Source organism: Bacillus sp. UNC41MFS5 (assembly GCF_000686805.1).
Window position 1 is genome coordinate 17,795 of record NZ_JMLP01000020.1, and the last position, 19,149, is coordinate 36,943.

Sequence of the window (19,149 nt, forward strand, 5' to 3'; positions counted from 1 at the left end):
TCATACCCCCAGTTTCGCAATGATTTGCTCGGCGATTGCTTCGTCTGCCTGCATCATCGTATTTAGGATATCAATCACCAACGCAGCCGCTCGGGAGTAATTGTCATATAAATCCATTACCTTCTGATTCGCCTCCGCATATACTTCCATGGCTTTCTTTGCTTTTCCTTCTGTGTAATAATCAATACTTCCCAGCTTTTCAATATTCGGGGCGGCATTGGTCTCCAGTTCCGTAATAATTGCCTGTAATAAGGTGAAAATTGTTGTCATCTCATCAGGATTTACATTGATGAGCAGGCTCGTACCGCCCCCATCAGCTTTAAGCATATGACTTCTCCTCCTTATAAGGGAAATCCATTTCGTCAAATAGGACCTTCAAAAACCAATATTGACTAGCATGGTAATATTTTTTATTTACAGTATCGACCATGATTAACTTTTCGTCTTTCGTAAAGATAATCCACTGCTGATAATAGTGCCAATTAAATCGGTCTTTATGTTCCTCCTTAAGATGGAAGAATTCTAAATTCATAAACATCTCTTCCGGTTCAAAACTCTCTGTCTCGCGTCTTTCTTGATTGGATAATTCTTTTTTTAGGAACGCTTTTTCCATTTCAACCGGTTCTCTTACAATCACCGGAAATTGTTCACTTAACATTTTTAGAAGTGTGGCTTTAGAAGTAATCCGTAACTGATAATTACCTGGTGCTTCCAACTCCACCAGCACAATGACCTCGTCTCTTTCACGTTCACGGAAGGCAAAGAGAAGATTATTGATACGAACGTATTTCTGGCTTTGATGATAAAATTCTACGGTTTGGATAATTAGTGACCCTGATCTTGTTATCTTTCCCTCTGGTGTGATGATTTTCTTCTCAATCAGCCGGTCATGGGCCTCTTTAAATACCTCTTCGCCTTTTAATTGGTAAACTTCTTTCTCAGGCAAGCCAAAAAGAACATTACCACCAAAAGCTGCCGCTAAAAGGTATAATTCAGCCACTGAAAACGTATCTGTTGAACGTTCCATCATAAATTCTTCACTTCCCTTACTGAGCCATCTTGAAGGAAATCATCGAAGTAGCCATCAAGGTTGTTTAACGCTGTTGTTTGTTTAGCGACAGCAGATTTCAGATCATGATGATATTTCTGAATGATTTCTAGATAACTTAAAAAGGAATCTCTAGATTTCCCGCTCCATTTAGCCGAATGAAGGTAAGAAATTAGTTGTTCACAAGATTCATAGGTTTGTTCAATCGATTGCTCTAATGCCTTAGCCGCAGCCTTCGCTTCATTTACCTTATCCCCATCAATTCTAACGGTCCCCACTGATCAATCGCTCCAATCTCTCCTGTAGCTCTTTCAATTCCTTTTCTCTTTTTACTCTTTCCGCTTCCTCTTCTTTAATGGCCAAATCCTTATAATGAACATATCGTTCATATGCCTTATTCTTCGCAGCAACCAGTGAACTCCGCTTGTCTTGATCTACGTGAAAATACTGTTTTAACTTTTCCGTTACTTCTTCCCTGCTCGTTTCAAAATCATTTGAAGGTATATCTGAATGAGATAGATACGGAATCGTACCTAGATAGGAACTGTAGGCTTCATTTGCTTCTGAAACCTTATGATTGTGTTCCGAAATGGCACTCTTGAGCTTCTCATACAGCTCATAATAATCATCTCTTTTTTTCTCCGTATCACTTTTAAACCAATCAAACATGGACATTCACTTCCTCTCTATTTACGTAGGGAGCCGCAATTTTGATTTTTTCTGCTTTGCCTTGTCTAATGTAGTAGGCTTCATAAGGAAGTAAGTTTTGCTCTTTGTAAGGTCGATTCAAGACCTCAAGTATGCTCTGATCCGTAATTCTTCCAATTAAGACTCCCGCCTTTTGTTTCTTCACTGTTGTGGCGATATCGTCGTATTGTCTTTCTAATGCGCCATGGACAGCTCCCATCACAAAATAAATTCCTGTTCTCGCACCCGTTTCGATTAGACTGGCCAGCGTCGATTGGCTAGTAAACGACATCGATTCGATAATGAATGATACATCCGTGATGAAGACAACCATTGGGCGAACTTCCTTCAGAAAATCATTCCTGGTCGCCCGCCCGTTGGTAGCTGTTTGTACTTGACGGAAGGCATCTTCCCTTGTTTCAAATAACTGCTGGAGCCGCTCCACAAAGACATCCATTGTTTCAGCATGGTCCGCATAAAGATTCACATTTTCCTTATAAACTCTAAATCTTGAAGAAACATTATCGATTAATCCCACATCAATGTGATGATTAATAGAGATACTGGAAATCAGTGTTAGATATGTTTGTTCAACAGCGTCCATGCGATCGCTTAAGATTAATGTGTTTTGATTTTCCATGACAGTTAACTCCATTGGCTCTACATTTTCAAAATCGACCGCAAACGGGATACCGCCATTCTTTACGATCGTTTTCGTCTCTTGTTTTTCAATAAAAGGAGCAAACTCAATAACATCTGGAACCATTGGAATTGGTAATGGCAACTCCCCATGCCAAGCTTTCCGCATCTCTTTACTCTCTTCTTGCATCCGATTGATAATCGAGAGCGTGTCGTCACCTTCGACAGGCAGAGCCGTTTGAAATAATGTTGGCTGCTCTATTTTAACCAAGCCTCTTCCAGGAACTTCTTCAATTTGTAAATCCGTTCTTCCGACAATATTCCGCGGCTCCATTCCATCAATCATAAATAAAGAGATTTGATGTTTAATATTGGCTAGAACAGGGGCCCTCAGTACACTTTGACGCCCCGCACTAATGGCCAGATGGATTCCTACACTAACACCTTCCCTGGCAATCTGCGCAGCCATTTTTTCAAAATCGTCTCGGTAGGAAGCATCACTAATGGAATCGAACGTATCGATGATTAAAAGAATAACGGGGACTTCTTCTCCACTTACTTGTTCATACATTTGAATATTGGCGACACCATATTTACTTAATCGTTGCTTACGTTCTTTCAATTCATGCTGCAGACGTCGAAAAAGTTTACCTAGTTTTATTTCTTCATCCACCATAATCGTGTCTGCTGTATGCGGAAGGTCCCTCAATGGCAGCAACCCATTCGTTCCGAGGTCAATCAAATAGAAATGGACTCGTTTAGGACTATGTTGTCTAGCAATATTCATGGCCACCGTTTGCAAAAAGGTTGACTTCCCATACCCTGGACTAGAAAAGACAGCAATATGACCATCCTTCGTAAGATTCAGGGTAAGTGGTTTTTGTGCCTGCATTTCCGGGAGATCTACCAAGCCGAAGGTCACTTCCAACGGTTTCTTGTCTCCATACCATGACTCTTTGTAGTTCATTTCAGCAAAATCAGAAAGGAAAATCCGCTCTTCTAACGGTGGCAGCCATGGTCTAGGAAGATCAACGATACGGTTTTCAGCTGCATAGGCATGAATATAATCCACAACTGCTTCCAGTTCGGTTGGAACCTTTGTTATCTCCTTCTTAGTCGATAGACCACTTAAGTCATCCGAGAGGATGTCATATTGTCCAAGATCATTAATGGCATAAATGGTCGTGTCCAGTAAGTCTTGTTCATTTTTATTTGGGATATAATCGGCACCGCTCCACGCACTTTGAAAAAGTTCATAGATTTCATTGTTCCCTACTTGTAAGTAAGAACGGCCAGGCAGTGTGATATTTGCGGCATCCGGCGTTTTCAAGATTTCCATCGAATCACTGGCATTTTGGACTTTGAGTGCAAGCTTAAATTTAGAGTTGGACCATATTTGATCATCCACAACACCACTAGGTTTCTGGGTAGCCAGAATTAAATGAATCCCCAGAGACCGTCCAATACGGGCTGTCGAAACCAGTTCCTTCATAAATTCAGGCTGCTCGGATTTGAGCTCAGCGAATTCATCTGAGATTAAGAATAGATGGGGCATCGGTTCACTTGCCTCACCTGATTTATAGAGCTTTTGATATTGATTAATGTGGTTGACATCATACTCGCCAAATACACGCTGGCGCTTTTGTAATTCGGCTTTAATCGAAGCAAGTGCTCGCATCGATTGTGTGCCGTCTAAATTTGTAATCGTTCCTAACAAGTGCGGGAGATTTTTAAATAAATTTGCCATTCCTCCGCCTTTATAATCAATGAGCAGAAACGCGGCTTCATGCGGATGAAAGTTTACCGCAAGCGAGAGAATATACGACTGAATAATTTCTGATTTACCAGAACCCGTCGTTCCAGCGATTAAACCATGTGGTCCATGTGCTTTTTCATGGAGGTTCAAATTGACAAGATCCTCTTTCCCCCGCAATCCCAGTGGAACAGCCAGGCTTTTATATGTTTCATTTCGAGGCCACCGCCACTCAATACCGAGCTCCTCCACTTTCTCTACACCGTACATTTCGAGAAAAGTCACACTTTCTGGAATCGAGTTTTTTAAACTTTGCAGGTGATTAAGCGATGCCAGCGCACGTGAGAAATCTTCTTTATTAAAAGCTTCCGGAAATTGATCTGGAGTGAATTTCCGATTGACCAATTCACCCTTCTCAAGGATCATCATTCCAGTGGAAGCATCACGAATATCAATGACCGTTTTTACTTGTTCTGGAAGAGACTGCATGACATCTTGCACGAATACAAGGGAAACTCCTAATTCACTTGGGTCTTCATTAAAATATTCCATTACAGAATGATCCAATATCATCTTTTCATCAGTTATCAGCACAACAAAATGAGGAGTAAAATACATTTTTTCACTTTTATTACTTTTCTCATTGATAGCAAGCTTTCGTGCTTTTAAAATCTGATAAAGTGAATTTAGCACTTGATCGCGGGACCGTTCGTGATAAACAAATCCCCTTACGTTTAGTTCTCGTAAACTAGCATGCGGAAGCCAGCGCATCCATTCCCATTTTCCCTTTTCTTCTTCTGGAAAAATCGTGACAAAATGTACATCATGGTAACTGTGAAATAAAGCCGTCTGCATCACCAGCATCTGTAATTGTTCAAGCACAAGAGAACGCTGCCCGATGTACCCAACAGGTCCGTTTATGAGTGACGTCGCTGCCGGGACTCCCTCTAATTTGAGGTACTGAGCCCGAAGCTGGCGGGCTGCATCCACCAATTCATCCTTTACAAGGGAAAACTCCTCGATATTGAATTCAATCTCGAAGCTCGAATCAATCCGGCCCAATCCAAGACGGTACATAAGAAAGTCATGATGTAAGTTGGTCTTTTCATAAACGCGGGAATTCACTTTCATGGCCATATCCCGTAATTGCTGCACGTCTGGAAAATGATAATGGAGTGCATGCCGCTGTTCTTCACTTACTTGATATAATTGCTGTGTTTTTTGTTTCAAGTACTCTCGGTAGCTTGTATCCCGTTCTTTAATATCCAAACGGTATTGCTTCAGACTTTTTAGATAGGATGTGATGGAAAAAATGACCGTGGTTACTGTCATAGCAAGCATAATGATGATATAGAACCCATTTGACAGAAACAAAGAGACTAATATCATTGCTGCAATCATCACCAGCGGCGGAACGATCACCCGTGCCAGCTGTTCACTCGGTTTTCCAGGTTTATTAGAGGGGTTAGCAATTTTTTGTTTTTCCTCAGGCTCACGGTAGATAATCCTTGGTGACCGATGATAGTCAGGGTAATGACTGCCGAATTTCTGGTGAATGCCAAATAAACGAATTAATTTCGTGGCAATGATTGATTCTGCTCCAAGAATTTCAAGTCCGTCCTGACCAAGCTTCATCATCATTCCTTCAAAAAAAAGCTGGTCTCCTGGTTCTAGTTGCACTACACCTGTTGTCCGAACATAATTGTGGTAAATCTCACCATCAAAGACTTCAAGTTTAAAAGGGTCTCCTAACTTCTCGCGAATAAGTACAAAATCCAAGGTTGAGTTCTTGATTCTTATATCATCGTAATCATTAGCACCAAATGTAATACTTAAGTTTCGTGTTGTATCGTAGACATACCACTCAGTTTCTTCCATGATATAAATCTGGATGGCGTCATCATGAGTGTTTATTGTAAGGCATTCGTTGACCCGCAGTTGCTGTGAACCGATTGTGCATGAAGTACCATCCCACATAATGGACTGTTCTGGATGAAAATCGATAAATGTAATCGTGTTCGACCAAACATTTCCGACTGTAATTGTTTTTGGTTCACTTATGGTTAAATGACATTTATGCAATTGACCTTTATAGCTCAGAAGTAATAATCGTTGTGTCATCTTTCTCTCCCTCAGTTCTGCGGGTTTAATATGGATTCCAGACCATATTTTTCAGCATATGAATCATATTGTTCCTGATATTTTTGAACTTTCTTTTCACGCTCTGTCCCACTTAAATCAGGGTCATTTTTCGCCTGTTCTATTTGTTTGATTAGTCCATACATGATTAATTGAGGATCATCAATATACTTGGCAAGGTCGATGGTTCTGGTAAAATCGCCTCGACCATTGTAAATCCAATACAATAAATAATTAGGATCACTTTTTATACTAATATTTTTCAAGATTACTTCTTTTTGATCATCAGAAAGCTTCTCTGTTTTAATGAAAGAATAAGCAAGAACATACTTACTGGTTTCAGGTAATTTTTCTGGTGTTTGATCTTGTAAATCAGTAATCACATTTCCATAATCTAAAGATAAAAAGTGACGATCCGCTTCGAGGAGATGCGCTTGAAAAGGTGTTTTGACAAAAGTCAGATACACGAGCGGCACTGCTAAAATAACGGCAAGTGCAATCATGATAAAGGTTAATTGTTTATAAAGGCGAAATCTCTTTTTCGGTACATTTACTATGGTTTTTTCTAACTCTTGTTTTTCCTTTATGTACTGTTCTTCCAAAAAATTGACTAAAGAAGCGAATTCCTGAAGTTCACCCACTTGACGTTCAAATGCGGAATCCTTGGCATTTGCTAAAGAACCAGAATAGAGGTCGTCAAAGGTATACTTTTTTGAAAATAATGCCACGATTAAACATTTGTATTGGAGAATAAATTTATCTTCATTCAGTTCATATGGGGGAATTAACTCCCGGATACCGCGAAACACGATAGATGGTAAAAGATTATCATCAAAAATCAGATTATCGGGATGTAAGAAGAAGGTCATGCGCGTGGTTAGGATTTTTCTAAATCGAGCGAGATTACACAACAGGCGTAGTTTATCTTTTCGGTTTAGCTTTTGTACGTCATCCCATGTGTGAGCCCGTGGATCGACTTCAAATGAGAAGGTAAACTTGTCGTCTCCTTCATCAACGATGGCAGGTACGAATAAATCTGAGTCATGATTAATTAAAGCCAATTGGCGAACATCTTTTACTCGTGTTTGTGATTTCGGCAGATCGAGCTTCCATTTATTATTAAGAATGAGAAACTTGTATGTGATTGACTCCCATTGGATGCTTTTTTCATTCATGTGTTCTAACTCCTTTTAAGAAACAGGCGCTATCTTCTCATCAGATAGGCCTGTTTCTATATACTTATAAGACTAGTAAAAGATCTCCATTGGTTATGGGATAATCGATAAGCCGGTCGTCATCTGCCAATAAGAGTTCTTTATTGGAGAGCTTTACTGCAAAAAGTGGTGCCTTTGGAATATCAAGATACAAGGATTCTGCCAAATTCACTAGCAGTTGTTTAATCGGTTGGTGCGCAGGGATTCTAACGTCATATTGCCCTTTGCCCCATCTGCTAAAATCAACGGTCACGTTAATGTGTGTTTGACTAGGCATGCTGCTCCCTCCTTCACCCCAGCGTTTTTCTCATCAGTGTAAAGATTCCGCCACAGCCCAGGACGATCATCCCTAAGAACGTCGTGAGGGTTTTGGTGTTTAAATAATCAATTGTTTGATTCTCAGCCTCGTTCTGGATGGGTGCTGGAGTCTGTTGAACTGTATAATTACTCGAAAACAGTACCTTTTCGGCGTTTTTCAAAGTAATATCAGGCTTACTTGGCACAACAAAAAGACCTTGTTGTAAATCTAAAGTGGATTGTTCCAGCTCTATTTGTTTCGTCTTGAGGGCATCCTGTGCTTGTTCCTTGAACAAGTCGGGCGCCAATTTTTCCAATTCCGTTTCTTGATCATCCGATGTGGCTAAGTTTTCCCTTTCCCCTGCGTCTTGGCCAATCCGGTCCGTTTGCAATCGAATTTTCCCACTATAATCAAGGGTTTCATCCGCCATAGACTGGAGTGAAAACATCAAAAGGAATCCTGTAAAAGCAGCAATCACACTAAAGAGCTTCACTAATTCCTTCATGATTAACCTCCTCGCTTTTTACAAAACGATTCGAGACAAACAAATGGCCTGCAAGACTAATAACCGTCAAGGCTGCTAAGCCGAAAATAATCCACTTCGTATCCGATGCCCCACTGCCAAACTTCATTAATAACGTCTCAATATATTGCAACGGTGAGTAGTCTCTTAATTTAGCAGCTAGAGAGAATTGGTCAAAGTGACGTCCAAGTGCTTCGGTTAAGAATAAATAGAGGCTTAGGATCACCAAAAGGATAAACATACCGGCCATTTTTAACTGACGTAGTAAATAAGTTGCCACTAACAGCAGCGTGACCATGATTAATGTGATTAATGTAGTCCATTGCAGGAACTTGCCTTCACCCATTTGCAGCATCTTGCCAGACATCAGCCCGATTACCAGCCCCTCGATCAGGCCAATGCTTACAGTAATAATTGTGATTGGTGTATTATTGGCGACTATGGTTCTTTCTCCCGCAAATGAATCCTTTTGCAGTCGTTTCCGCTCATGATTGGAGAGAACATAAGCAGTAAATAACGCAACAATGAAACAGATCAAGACAACAAAGTAGGGAGTAAAGGTATCACCTGCAGTGATGACCCCAGCATTCTTTGTTTCGACCGGATTTGAAAGAAAGCTTAACAACTCTTCATTCGGCCGCTCACCAATTCGGCTATTGGCGAGGACGCCTGCGAAATTGCCAGCGAAGGTTTGATCCTCAGCCAATTTATTCGTTAGATTATTAGAAAGGTCACCTGCCTGCTGTACTAAAGTCGTTCCACTAGCTTGAATTTCCTTGGCTTGACGATCGATGGCATCGAAGGTTTGATAAACCGTATCCGCAGAATCTAAATTAGTTCTCGACTGATCCGCTAGAGATTGGCTTGAAGCAAGCAGCGTGTTAAATTCATTTCCAATGGATAGAACGGTCTGTTGCTCTTCTTCCCCATTCAGCAAAACTTTTGCTTGTTCACTTTGAAGTTTAAGACTTGCTTCGCGCCATGCCCCTAAATCTTTTAACGTGTCAGAAAGGTTCGTATTTAAAGTTTCTGCTTGTGCCGTTGTTTCCTTTATCCTTTCCGACATTTGGGCTGCATTTTGGTTGGCATCGTTAACGAGCTGCATATATTCATCTATTTTGCCTTTGACATCTGCCGTCTGTTGTCTCACTTCCTCTGTTATTTGTTCCGCAACGTAAGCGGCTAATACGTCAACAATGTCTTGTTTATTAAATAAATAATACAGAGAATCCTCTGTTGCCATATCGGTCAGACTAGTTTGATTCAAATCATTTACCAGGTCGGGACGATTAAACTGATCCATTCCAATCCCAAAATATAGATCATACAGTGACAATAATTTTTGAAAGTCACTGACATTGTCGCTTGATGCATTGATAAGAACACTTGGAGATTCCTCTGTAAGTGATGACATCACTTGGTGGGTAATATGGTTATTTAGAATTTCCAGTCTCTCAATTTTACTTTCATTATCATTGTCACTTAGTTGAGTCGGCTTTTGATTATCAACCGGCTTTTCGTCCGTTGTTTCAGTTGTACTCTCGCCCATTTCTTCCGTTGCTATGGTTGGGTCATTTTCATTAGATAAACCATTTGAATCTGTTTGGGTTTCTGTTGCAGCCATATTTTCGTTTGCGGTTTCTGGCTCTTGTGGCTCTTTTTGTGAATCTGGCTGTTCTGGCTGATCTACATCTGTTATATCCTTCTGATCGAGTTCCCAACTCCATGTGATTGGTTGGAAAACGTCAAGGAGTGCATCACTATCATTCAAGAACACATGAACCTTTACAGTGAATTGTCCCTCATCTGTTGAAGGCAGTTTAATTTTATGGTGACTCAGAAACGCCTCAGTGTAATCCACTTCTTGGCTATTTGTTGGTAATGATAATAAAACTCTCTTAATCTCAAATTCTTTTGGGATGGAAAGTGTAAATTCCTGCCCATTCTTTTTATTTTTCTCCAACTGGATACTATCTGTTAGGGTGACTCCATTTGTCACTAAATCACGTTTAACTTGTTTTACTTTTTCTGACAAAGGAATACTATTCTCTTCTTGATTAGGAGTATAACCAAACTCTTGATTGTATTTATTGGTTACAGCTATGACATTTTTTAACTGTGTGATTGTTTGATTACTTAAACCTAGGCCGTCTAAATCATTACTATCCATTGTCGGCAGCTGATCAATTTGCTTCTGTAATGTATCCCGAGCATTTTTATCTGGAGTTGCAAACATATGATTTAAGGATACACTTTGCTCTTGACCTGAACTATTCTTTATTTCCTTCTTAAGCTTCTCGGTAATTACCTGCTGCATATCAGATGCCAATGTTTCCGACAATTCTGTATCCAATTTATCCATTTTTCCCTTCGTGTTCGTCAAATACTCTTGAAGGGCAGCCGATTCTGATAAAATGGTAGCTGACTGATTATCGTTTTGATGGAACTGATCATTTATGGCCTTGTTGGTTGAAGTTAAAGAATCCAATTGCTGCATGACATCGCCATGATTCATCTCACTATCTAACAGGCTAAGCTGGCCGGAGAAACCTTTTGCTAAAAGACCATTTGCAGCTTGCATTTTCGTGTAATCCAAAAAGCTGGATTGATAGGTATTGCTTGCTTTTGCATCCTCACCCAGGCTAGTTTCAAATCCTTTTAATAGATCCTGTAAGCCGGTAAAATTGTCTCTTGATATCTTTGTGTTACTCTTCACGGCTCCAAACTGAGCGGTGTAACCTGCTAAGGGACGATGGATAGTATGATTATAGAAGTTTGTATATACTTGTTCCTTATTTACCAGTGTACCTATATTGTCTTGAGCATCATGCAAATTGCCGATGACACTAGCAAAATAAACATCAATAATTTGACGATTAAAATCTCCTAAGATGGAGCTCGCTGTTTTCTCAGCCTTCGCTTTCATATTGCCGTTTTCGGAAGCATTAATTTTGTAGTTCAAAACTACCCGCTCTGGCGATTTCGAATCTATTGATAATGCCTTTTCGGTAAAATCATTCGGAATAACAATCATCATATTGTAGACATTCCGCTCAAGTCCGCTTTCCGCGACACCACGACTAACAACATACCAGTCATGGGTATCATCTTTTTCAATGTTCTTTATAAATTCAGCACCAAATTCATAGTTCTTATCATTAAATCGTGCACCTTGATCTTCATTGACCAATGCTACTGTCATTTTCTCGTCATCATTGTTGGCTTTGCTTTTGGATACTTGATTCAATGCCAGATAAGAGATTCCTGAAGATAGCGCAAGGATCAGAACTAGAAATAATATGACACCTCGCTCAATCTTTTTCATTCACTCAACCCCTGAAATTTATTAGTAGGTAATAAATTAATGATTTCTATTTTTATTGTTTAGGAGACTTATGAGATTGCCTGCTACGGCAAACAAAGAATAAAAGCCACACAACAATTGTCGCGTGGCTTTTGTTTTATTGGGAACATAGTCCCGAATGAATTATTCCACTGATCCAATGTTAATCTTCCAGATGTCAGGCAACCGGATTAATTAAGCCCAAAATTCTGCGATAATTGCTCATCTTGTTGAGCAACTGCATCCGCTGTCTTGTTCAATTGTGTGTTAATTTCTTGCATCAATTGAGCAAAATTTTGTACCTTTGGCTTCAATTGGTTAAACTGATCATCAAATCTTTGGAAGGCACGGCCTTCCCATTCACCACGAAGTTCATTTTGTAAATTAGTTAAATCTCTTAGAATTTGCTCAATTTGTTGTGAACTTTGCCCATAGCGAGTCGCTTTAGCTTTTAACTCCGCTGGGGTCATACGAATTTGTCCAGCCACTTGTTCTCCATCTCCTCTACCTATAGTTTGCCCTGGAAGTGATTTATCTTTTTCCAGCGCATTAACACTAAGTTGGAAGTAAATTCCTATCCTTTTTTTATCACAGGTTCATTCAACATTCAAATCCCCCCGGATTGAAGTAAGATTTTTCCTAGTACTTTCTTTCTATTTATTTTTGAAACTAGGGTTTTTTAGGAGGAATATGAGAAAAATATAATTCTTTCTCAGTAAGACAATGGGATGGTTTTCAGTCAAAAAATAAGGGAATATGAAAATTCATAGAACTATTTGCCTGTTTTTTTGGATTGAATTGGGTTCCATGCACAGTTCTAAATACACAAACTTTACTTGACAGGACGATGAGATGGGTAGCTATGTTGAAATTAAGAAACGAAAAAAAGAGGCTTCTCAAAAATTGGATTAATGAGAAGCCTCTTTTTGTTTTTTCCTTATTAGGTAACTTGGGTAAAGCGCTACTTTCTTACAGCAAAACAAAGTGTTATCTACACACCTAATTTTGTCGATATCTACTCAAAATTTGTAGATATTTCCCGGGAATTTGTTGAAATTTGGAGGAATGTCCGTATCGCCCAGCGATACGAAACAATTAAGCAAAAAAAAAGCCTATACAGGCACCTTATTTTCGGAATATGGAGAGAATCCATTCCCATCTTTCTTTAGGTTTTTGTATCGCTTCTTCTAAACGTTTATTAAAATCATTCTGTGAACGCCATTCTTTTTCCAGTTCGTCTCGTATACTTTGTATCTCTTTTTGTAAGGATTCATTTTTTTGAATTTCTTGTTGCAGCAATGTTTCGAAATGGGTATTTTGTTGTTCAGTCAATTTTTCAATTTTTGCTTGTGTTTTTTGCGCGGAATTAGCAATATTAGAACTTATTACATGGTGATCTTGCTGAAGCCGGGAAACTGTTATTTTCAACTGTGACATATCGTTTGTCAGTTGGCCATTCATTTCACGCGTGGCTGCGAGTTCATTAACCAAAACCATTAAGATTTCTTTTAATTGATTGGGGTCCTGGGGTAAATTTCCATATGTATCAGGTAGCGCTATATCCGTTTCATTGAATTCTACTAATCTTTCCTTTTGTTGATGCGCAAGTTCTTTAGCTGTATCGTCTAGTGGCTTGTCCGTATCGCGTAACGCTATAAGCGCTGCGATGTCAGATTGAACAAAAATACGCCGATCGCCATCTTTGAAAAACTCATATCCATTCCGCTCTAGGATCTGGCCGTACTTTCGAACAGTCGGTGTTGCAATCCCCACTTCTTCTGCCACTTCTTTAGAAGAGTAAGCTCGTTCATTTGATTGTATATCGCGTCGCATATCGGACCTCCTTTTCTATTAAATATGAAGGTTATTTGATATATTTGCAAGTCATATCGCCCCGCGATATGAAACAAAAATGAGCCTGCCGTGTTTTAGGCAGGCTATTTTAAGTTGAGATTTTATTCTCCCACTATTTTCGCGTCTTTTAGCATCTCGTCTGTTAAGGTGATTCCTTCCTCCTGGGCTGCTTTTTTGTTGATGAACAGCTCCAGGTTTTCCGGGAAGCCTACAGGAATTTCATTTGGCTTTTTACCTTTGAGAATTTCTACAGCCATTTTACCGGTAGTGTAGCCCAGATCGTGGTAGTCAAACCCATAAGATGCGAAGGTTCCACGTTTGACAGAATCACCTTCACCGACAAATGTTGGGATGTCTTGGGCATTGGCTACGGTTATAACCGATTCTAGGGCAGAAACGACGGTGTTGTCCTTTGGAATGTATAATACGTCCGCACGCCCTACCATTGACTCGGCCGCCTGCTTTACTTCAGTACTGGCTGTTATGGTAGTTTCAACTGCCTCAAGACCCGCTGCCTCTAAAGCTGTTTTAGCATGTTTAACATTTACAACAGAGTTTGGTTCACCGTTGTTATAGATGATGCCCACCTTTTTGGCATCGGGAATAAAAGTTTTAATGGCATCAATCGTATTCTTTATCGCATCTGGGTGGGTATCAGATGTACCTGTCGCATTCCCGCCTGGCTTTTCCAAACTTTGGACAAGTTCCGCCCCGACTGGATCCGTAATGGCGGTAAATAATATTGGAATATCCTTCGTCTGGTTAACTACTGCCTGAGCGCTGGGCGTGGCGATAGCCAAAATTAGGTCATTCTTGTCTGCAACCAATTTTTGGGCAATGGATGTATTATTGTTCATGTCTCCTTGGGCATTCTGGTAATCAAGTTTCAAGTTCTTTCCTTCTTCATAGCCGGCATCCTTCAGAGCCGCGACAAAACCCTCTCGTGCAGCATCAAGAGACGGATGTTCCACAATTTGTGTAATGCCTATTTTAACGACTTTCTCTTTCTCTTTTTCTTTTCCCTCTCCTCCAGTTTCCTTACTTCCCCCTCCGCATGCTGAAAGCAATAATAATGCTCCACTCAATACTAACGCTAAACTCTTTCTCATCTGTTAATCCTCCCGAAATTAATCTACTATATTATGTATCCTCTTGGTGAACAACAAAGAAAGCGATTTCCTTTATTAGTATCAACTTTAGAAAATTTATAATATTCAGATTCTAACACATGCACTGAGTGTTAGACAATAGTAAAAACACCACCCTATAGAATAATAGTTTTGTGTTAGATGTTAGTCTAGCAATACCTGTTTGCACCTAATACGGAAAAATTAGATATACCACAATGTGGATTTAAAGGAAACATTACAAGGGTCTGAACATTAGGTTCAGTCCCTTATTTTTAAGTTCATTCAATAGATGAAAAACAAGTATTGTCTTTTGCACTAACAACAGTTATTTATTTTTTCTTTGATCCAATCATTCCGTAATCCTTTATCGTAATCGATACATCATAGGTGATGGGAATCTCACTAAATGTTTCATCCCAATTGCCCTTCACATTTTTCCAAACATTAGGATATTGTATTCGCAACTGGTTGCCAAATCCTCCAACATCTACTCCGAATTCCTTTTGCATTTTTTTTGTGGTATTCACTACTAAGTGCGTAACTTCTTTCGCAGCCGCATTTTCTATGTGTTTAATAGTTTTATTCTTAAAAGCAGGCTTAAAGTGAGGATTCCAATATTCAGCGATTCTTCCCTCTGACTCAATTTTTACATCAAACGAAATTCTACCACCGGTAACATGCGGCTTAATTTTGCTTTTCATTGACTGAATCTGATAATATGTGGGTTTATCCGACTTTTTTTGGAAGGCTTTTACTGCTCCGCTTTTACCTTCTCCTGTTATCCAATTTATGCCTTCAATCTCTTCCTTATTAAGAATCCCAATCATCTTGTTTGTTCTTCCTTTTATTACGGCCGCTCCATTAAAATCAATTTCTCCCTTTTTTAAATCAATCAGTTGTATAAGGAAGCTGGTCTGAGAGTTCGATTTCCCCCAAATCTTCATTAAAGAGAGGTGCCTCAAAGCTCTAGTTGTAAGTTCCTGTTTTGCAATTTCTACCAAGCGTAAAGCAGGAATGACTTCGGCTTCCTTTGATTCTAGAGTTCGTGCAGCTTCTCCTTTAGAAATAAAGATTAAGGTACTTCCTCTAATATCGATATCCCGAAAGAACAAATCTGTTATTTCTCTAATTGGCTCTTCACGAGCAAGATCTTGCCCAATAATCACTGCTTTTTCATGTGCCCCTGAAATAGAACCTTCTCTTCGTAAGGTCGTTTCCCAACCGATTGGTTCTTGTGAAATTCCTGTTGCAGAGACATTAATATAAGGTTTTTGTTGTGGTAATTTGTTAGTTGAATTACCGATTGCACCTGGTATTACATATTGAAGAGTAGATCGTATTTTTCCATCTTTTGATTTATCTACAGCTGTGCCAACAGCTATATTTAGATCTTCAATGGACTTGCTGCTCCAGCAACCAGACAGCAGAAAAAGTAAAAGCATCGAGACAAAAGAATTTCTTAGTATAGGTTTACATTTTTTCATATTTTCTTTCCTTCACCTTTGAGATAATGAAAAGGACAAGCGGCATAATAAAAAATAAATAAAGGGCGAAATTACCAATTATATCTGACATTTTAAATACCTCATTTATATTTTTAGGAATCATAGAAACTAAATAAATGAGCGGTATTAAACTATAAATAAACGCGTGAGTATTTTTCGAAAAAATCTGCTTTAATCCTAGAGTAGCAATAAATAAAGCAATGACATACGTAGCGAATATTTGCATAATCCAAATGACAAGAAGGAGGGAATCGAACCGTTCAAAAAAAAGGCCTGTGATTTCAAAGCTTCGAATAAACGTAAGTACAGGCCATGTTTGTGACACCACCGCGTCTACTGACATGGATCCTATTACGATTACCACTGTAATAGTATAAAAGATAAAGGGTATTCCAACTCCGAGAATTGGAACTTTTGTTACCTTGTTTTTTTCTTTCATGAACATATAAATAAAGAGGAGAATTTCGAAGCCTGCAAAGGAAAGAGAGGAGGTTGTTAACCCCTTCAAGACAGGCTTAACCCCCGATCCTAACACCGGACGTAAATTATCAACCTCAAATAATTCGATGCCTAAAAACATGACCAAAAGGAGAAAAAGAACCGAAATTGGAAAAATAATTTCTAATAACCGTGCAATGGCATTTACCCCTCCCTGAACTAAGTATAGACCTATCCACAAAAATGGCATCATAATAGCCCATGTTGGAGTTCCCTGAAGTAAGAATAATCGTGTAGTTTCAGCCATAGTTCGAACCTCATATGCGGACAACGCAATATAATAGCAGATAACTGTTAAACTTAGCAGCGATCCTATCCATTTCCCAAGAAGTTTTTGATTAAATTGATAGAAAGTTTCGTTCGGGTATCTTTGGCATAGTTTTAATATTATTACTGATATAAGTGTAATAATTAATCCACTAACAATTATTGCGATCCAAGAATCGGGAGTTTGGACTTTCTCTGTCATGGTTCTGGGCAGTGTTAAAATCCCTGCACCGAAAATAAAATTTGTGATAAACATTACTGCTTGATGAGAAGTTATTTGATCTAAAGGACTGGAGGTCATAATTAGTCAACTCCTTTCGAACCGTTACCTTTTTCTTACTGAATCTTTTGGATGCAACAGTTTTGGACGGCGTTTCATTAGGAATAGGGGGACCCGTATCATGAAATCCTTCCAATCATTCAATCGAAATGATACAGCAGGGCTCAGATATGGAATGCCAAAACTTTTAAGCCTCACCAAATGGCTGCATAGCAACAGGAAGAACAGAACGACTCCATATAATCCAAACACACTAGCAAATAGCATTGAGGCAAAGCGAAGCATTCTTAATGCAATCCCTACACTATATTGCGGGATCGTGAATGAAGATATGGCCGTGACAGCAACTACGATGACCATGATTGGACTAACTATTCCTGCTTGCACTGCTGCTTCTCCAATGACTAAACCCCCCACGATCCCTATCGATTGTCCAATTGGTTTTGGTAAACGAAGCCCGGCTTCTCTTAATACTTCTATAGATAATTCCATTATGAGTGCCTCAATTAGAGGGGGAAAAGGAACTCCCTCTCTGGTGGCTGCAATGGAAAAAATGAGCTTGGTTGGAATTAATCCCGGATGAAAGGAAATAAAAGCAATATATAAAGAAGGAACAAATAGAGCAATAAAGGCTGAAAAATAACGCAATATACGAATTAATGTCCCAGCCATCCATCTTTCGTAATAGTCCTCAGGAGACTGCAACAGCATATGGAAGGTAACAGGAACAATTAAGGCAAAAGGTGAGCCGTCCAACAGTAAAGCTACCCTTCCTTCCATCAAAGAACCCATAACACGATCAAGTCGTTCTGTACTTTGCACTTGCGGGAATGGACTTAAAAAATTATCTTCAATTAATTGTTCAATATAACTAGAGTCATGTACATCATCAATTTTTATTTTATTAATCCGTTGCTTAACCTCTTCTAATAAATGAGGGTCCACAATATCCTTCATGTAGATAATGACTAGTTCTTTTTTGGACCGCTCTCCTACCTGAGTGCTGATTATGGATAAGTTTTGATCTTTGCCATGCCGCCGTAGAAGAGCTGTATTATCCTTTAAATTTTCAATAAAGCCTACCCTGGGTCCACGTACCGATGCCTCAGTAGCCGGCTCATCAATATTTCTTGTTTTAGCTTTAGCACCGCCAACCAGGAAAACGTCTTCTAGACCATCGACTAAAATCGCAATTGACCCAAACATTACTCCGGAGGTTATATCTTTAAGAGTACGAACTTCATTTAAGCCGGATACAGAAAGAGCTTGGTTTTTAATATACTCTTTTAAGGAGGAGTTTTTTAGTGGATGGCCGGTTTCTTTTGGTGAAGCCGACATGAAATCAACCAAAATATGATTATTAATTACCTCCGCATCTGCAAACCCATCTATAAAAATAATGGCAATACGAATACCCGTTGTTCCCATTTGAAACTCACGAAATTTCACATCTGAATTATGCCCAATCTCTTGGCGAATTAGATTCAAATCTGCCGTAAAATTACCTGTCATTTCATTAATAGATTCTTGAAATGGCTGTATATCCTGTTTTGCTTTTTGGGCAGATTCTCCAATCTTCATCTGGTTTTTGTTTAGCTTCCGCCATTTCACTAATCATCACTCTTCTCTAATGAATGAATCCATTTGAAAAATTTAAAAAATCCAAGTGGAACTAAAAATGTAATAAATGCTTGTACGAAAATGATATAGTCCGGTATTAGAGAAAGAATTTTCTTCAACATAAAAAGCTCTCCTATAAATGCTCAGAAGTATATTCGTTAGAAACGTTTTAATAGACATTGATTGTATTATTTACTTTTGCTGTTAAAATTAACCGATTTTTAGAATAGTAATTTATCCTTCTGTTTTCGTATATTTTCTTCTTTTGTCCTTCAAAAGTTAAATCTCTCTCAAATTGAGCAATACCCACAAAGATAGTAAACAACATTTTCCCAAAGCTGATGAATTAGA

The 19,149-nt window shown here is 39.1% G+C and carries 16 protein-coding genes; all 16 read right to left on the reverse strand.

The window, feature by feature from the left end:
* Window positions 1-327 carry a hypothetical protein gene (locus BR30_RS0111850; protein WP_035445450.1) on the reverse strand — a complete coding sequence of 109 codons (327 nt, stop codon included), beginning with the start codon at window positions 325-327 and terminating at the stop codon, window positions 1-3.
* Entirely contained in the window at window positions 320-1,030 is a 711-nt protein-coding gene (locus tag BR30_RS0111855; protein WP_026565210.1) for a DUF5081 family protein, read from the reverse strand. Before BR30_RS0111855 ends, BR30_RS0111850 begins: the two co-directional genes overlap by 8 nt.
* Window positions 1,027-1,326 (reverse strand): WXG100 family type VII secretion target, encoded by a 300-nt coding sequence (locus BR30_RS0111860; protein ID WP_026565211.1) that lies wholly within the window; start codon window positions 1,324-1,326, stop codon window positions 1,027-1,029. The genes BR30_RS0111855 and BR30_RS0111860 overlap by 4 nt, the downstream gene beginning before the upstream one ends.
* Window positions 1,313-1,723: a hypothetical protein gene (locus BR30_RS0111865; protein ID WP_026565212.1), complete on the reverse strand. Its 411-nt coding sequence runs from the start codon at window positions 1,721-1,723 to the stop codon at window positions 1,313-1,315. The genes BR30_RS0111860 and BR30_RS0111865 overlap by 14 nt, the downstream gene beginning before the upstream one ends.
* Window positions 1,710-6,248, reverse strand: a complete 4,539-nt coding sequence (essC, locus tag BR30_RS0111870) for a type VII secretion protein EssC (RefSeq protein WP_026565213.1) — start codon at window positions 6,246-6,248, stop codon at window positions 1,710-1,712. The genes BR30_RS0111865 and essC overlap by 14 nt, the downstream gene beginning before the upstream one ends.
* 11 nt (window positions 6,249-6,259) lie before the next feature.
* A complete protein-coding gene (gene essB, locus BR30_RS0111875) occupies window positions 6,260-7,441 on the reverse strand; it encodes a type VII secretion protein EssB (protein WP_026565214.1) in 1,182 nt (393 codons plus the stop codon).
* Window positions 7,442-7,505: 64 nt separating this feature from the next.
* Window positions 7,506-7,757, reverse strand: coding sequence for an EsaB/YukD family protein (locus tag BR30_RS0111880; RefSeq protein ID WP_026565215.1), 252 nt, complete (start codon window positions 7,755-7,757; stop codon window positions 7,506-7,508).
* A gap of 13 nt (window positions 7,758-7,770) precedes the next feature.
* Entirely contained in the window at window positions 7,771-8,283 is a 513-nt protein-coding gene (gene essA / locus BR30_RS0111885) for a type VII secretion protein EssA (RefSeq protein WP_026565216.1), read from the reverse strand.
* Window positions 8,258-11,626 (reverse strand): type VII secretion protein EsaA, encoded by a 3,369-nt coding sequence (gene esaA, locus BR30_RS0111890; protein ID WP_026565217.1) that lies wholly within the window; start codon window positions 11,624-11,626, stop codon window positions 8,258-8,260. The genes essA and esaA overlap by 26 nt, the downstream gene beginning before the upstream one ends.
* A 209-nt stretch (window positions 11,627-11,835) precedes the next feature.
* Window positions 11,836-12,132: a WXG100 family type VII secretion target gene (locus tag BR30_RS0111895; protein ID WP_026565218.1), complete on the reverse strand. Its 297-nt coding sequence runs from the start codon at window positions 12,130-12,132 to the stop codon at window positions 11,836-11,838.
* Window positions 12,133-12,769: 637 nt separating this feature from the next.
* Window positions 12,770-13,477 (reverse strand): SH3 domain-containing protein, encoded by a 708-nt coding sequence (locus tag BR30_RS0111900; protein WP_026565219.1) that lies wholly within the window; start codon window positions 13,475-13,477, stop codon window positions 12,770-12,772.
* 122 nt (window positions 13,478-13,599) lie between these two features.
* Window positions 13,600-14,607, reverse strand: coding sequence for an ABC transporter substrate-binding protein (locus tag BR30_RS0111905; RefSeq protein WP_026565220.1), 1,008 nt, complete (start codon window positions 14,605-14,607; stop codon window positions 13,600-13,602).
* 350 nt (window positions 14,608-14,957) lie between these two features.
* Entirely contained in the window at window positions 14,958-16,070 is a 1,113-nt protein-coding gene (locus tag BR30_RS0111910) for a Ger(x)C family spore germination protein (RefSeq protein WP_231507686.1), read from the reverse strand.
* A gap of 28 nt (window positions 16,071-16,098) precedes the next feature.
* Window positions 16,099-17,199, reverse strand: a complete 1,101-nt coding sequence (locus BR30_RS0111915) for a GerAB/ArcD/ProY family transporter (RefSeq protein ID WP_026565222.1) — start codon at window positions 17,197-17,199, stop codon at window positions 16,099-16,101.
* Window positions 17,200-17,223: 24 nt separating this feature from the next.
* On the reverse strand, window positions 17,224-18,789 hold the full coding sequence (locus BR30_RS0111920; RefSeq protein WP_442852969.1) for a spore germination protein: 1,566 nt from the start codon (window positions 18,787-18,789) through the stop codon (window positions 17,224-17,226).
* Window positions 18,789-18,920 carry a hypothetical protein gene (locus tag BR30_RS38405; RefSeq protein ID WP_269320608.1) on the reverse strand — a complete coding sequence of 44 codons (132 nt, stop codon included), beginning with the start codon at window positions 18,918-18,920 and terminating at the stop codon, window positions 18,789-18,791. Before BR30_RS38405 ends, BR30_RS0111920 begins: the two co-directional genes overlap by 1 nt.
* Window positions 18,921-19,149 lie beyond the last annotated feature (229 nt).

Excerpts from the sequence above, each read along its gene's own strand:
- BR30_RS0111850 (WP_035445450.1), bottom strand. The coding sequence starts at position 327 with ATGCTTAAAGCTGATGGGGGCGGTACGAGCCTGCTCATCAATGTAAAT.
- BR30_RS0111855 (WP_026565210.1), bottom strand. The coding sequence starts at position 1,030 with ATGATGGAACGTTCAACAGATACGTTTTCAGTGGCTGAATTATACCTT.
- BR30_RS0111865 (WP_026565212.1), bottom strand. The coding sequence starts at position 1,723 with ATGTCCATGTTTGATTGGTTTAAAAGTGATACGGAGAAAAAAAGAGAT.
- essC (WP_026565213.1), bottom strand. The coding sequence starts at position 6,248 with ATGACACAACGATTATTACTTCTGAGCTATAAAGGTCAATTGCATAAA.
- essB (WP_026565214.1), bottom strand. The coding sequence starts at position 7,441 with ATGAATGAAAAAAGCATCCAATGGGAGTCAATCACATACAAGTTTCTC.
- BR30_RS0111880 (WP_026565215.1), bottom strand. The coding sequence starts at position 7,757 with ATGCCTAGTCAAACACACATTAACGTGACCGTTGATTTTAGCAGATGG.
- essA (WP_026565216.1), bottom strand. The coding sequence starts at position 8,283 with ATGAAGGAATTAGTGAAGCTCTTTAGTGTGATTGCTGCTTTTACAGGA.
- esaA (WP_026565217.1), bottom strand. The coding sequence starts at position 11,626 with ATGAAAAAGATTGAGCGAGGTGTCATATTATTTCTAGTTCTGATCCTT.
- BR30_RS0111900 (WP_026565219.1), bottom strand. The coding sequence starts at position 13,477 with ATGCGACGCGATATACAATCAAATGAACGAGCTTACTCTTCTAAAGAA.
- BR30_RS0111905 (WP_026565220.1), bottom strand. The coding sequence starts at position 14,607 with ATGAGAAAGAGTTTAGCGTTAGTATTGAGTGGAGCATTATTATTGCTT.
- BR30_RS0111910 (WP_231507686.1), bottom strand. The coding sequence starts at position 16,070 with ATGCTTTTACTTTTTCTGCTGTCTGGTTGCTGGAGCAGCAAGTCCATT.
- BR30_RS0111915 (WP_026565222.1), bottom strand. The coding sequence starts at position 17,199 with ATGACCTCCAGTCCTTTAGATCAAATAACTTCTCATCAAGCAGTAATG.
- BR30_RS38405 (WP_269320608.1), bottom strand. The coding sequence starts at position 18,920 with ATGTTGAAGAAAATTCTTTCTCTAATACCGGACTATATCATTTTCGTA.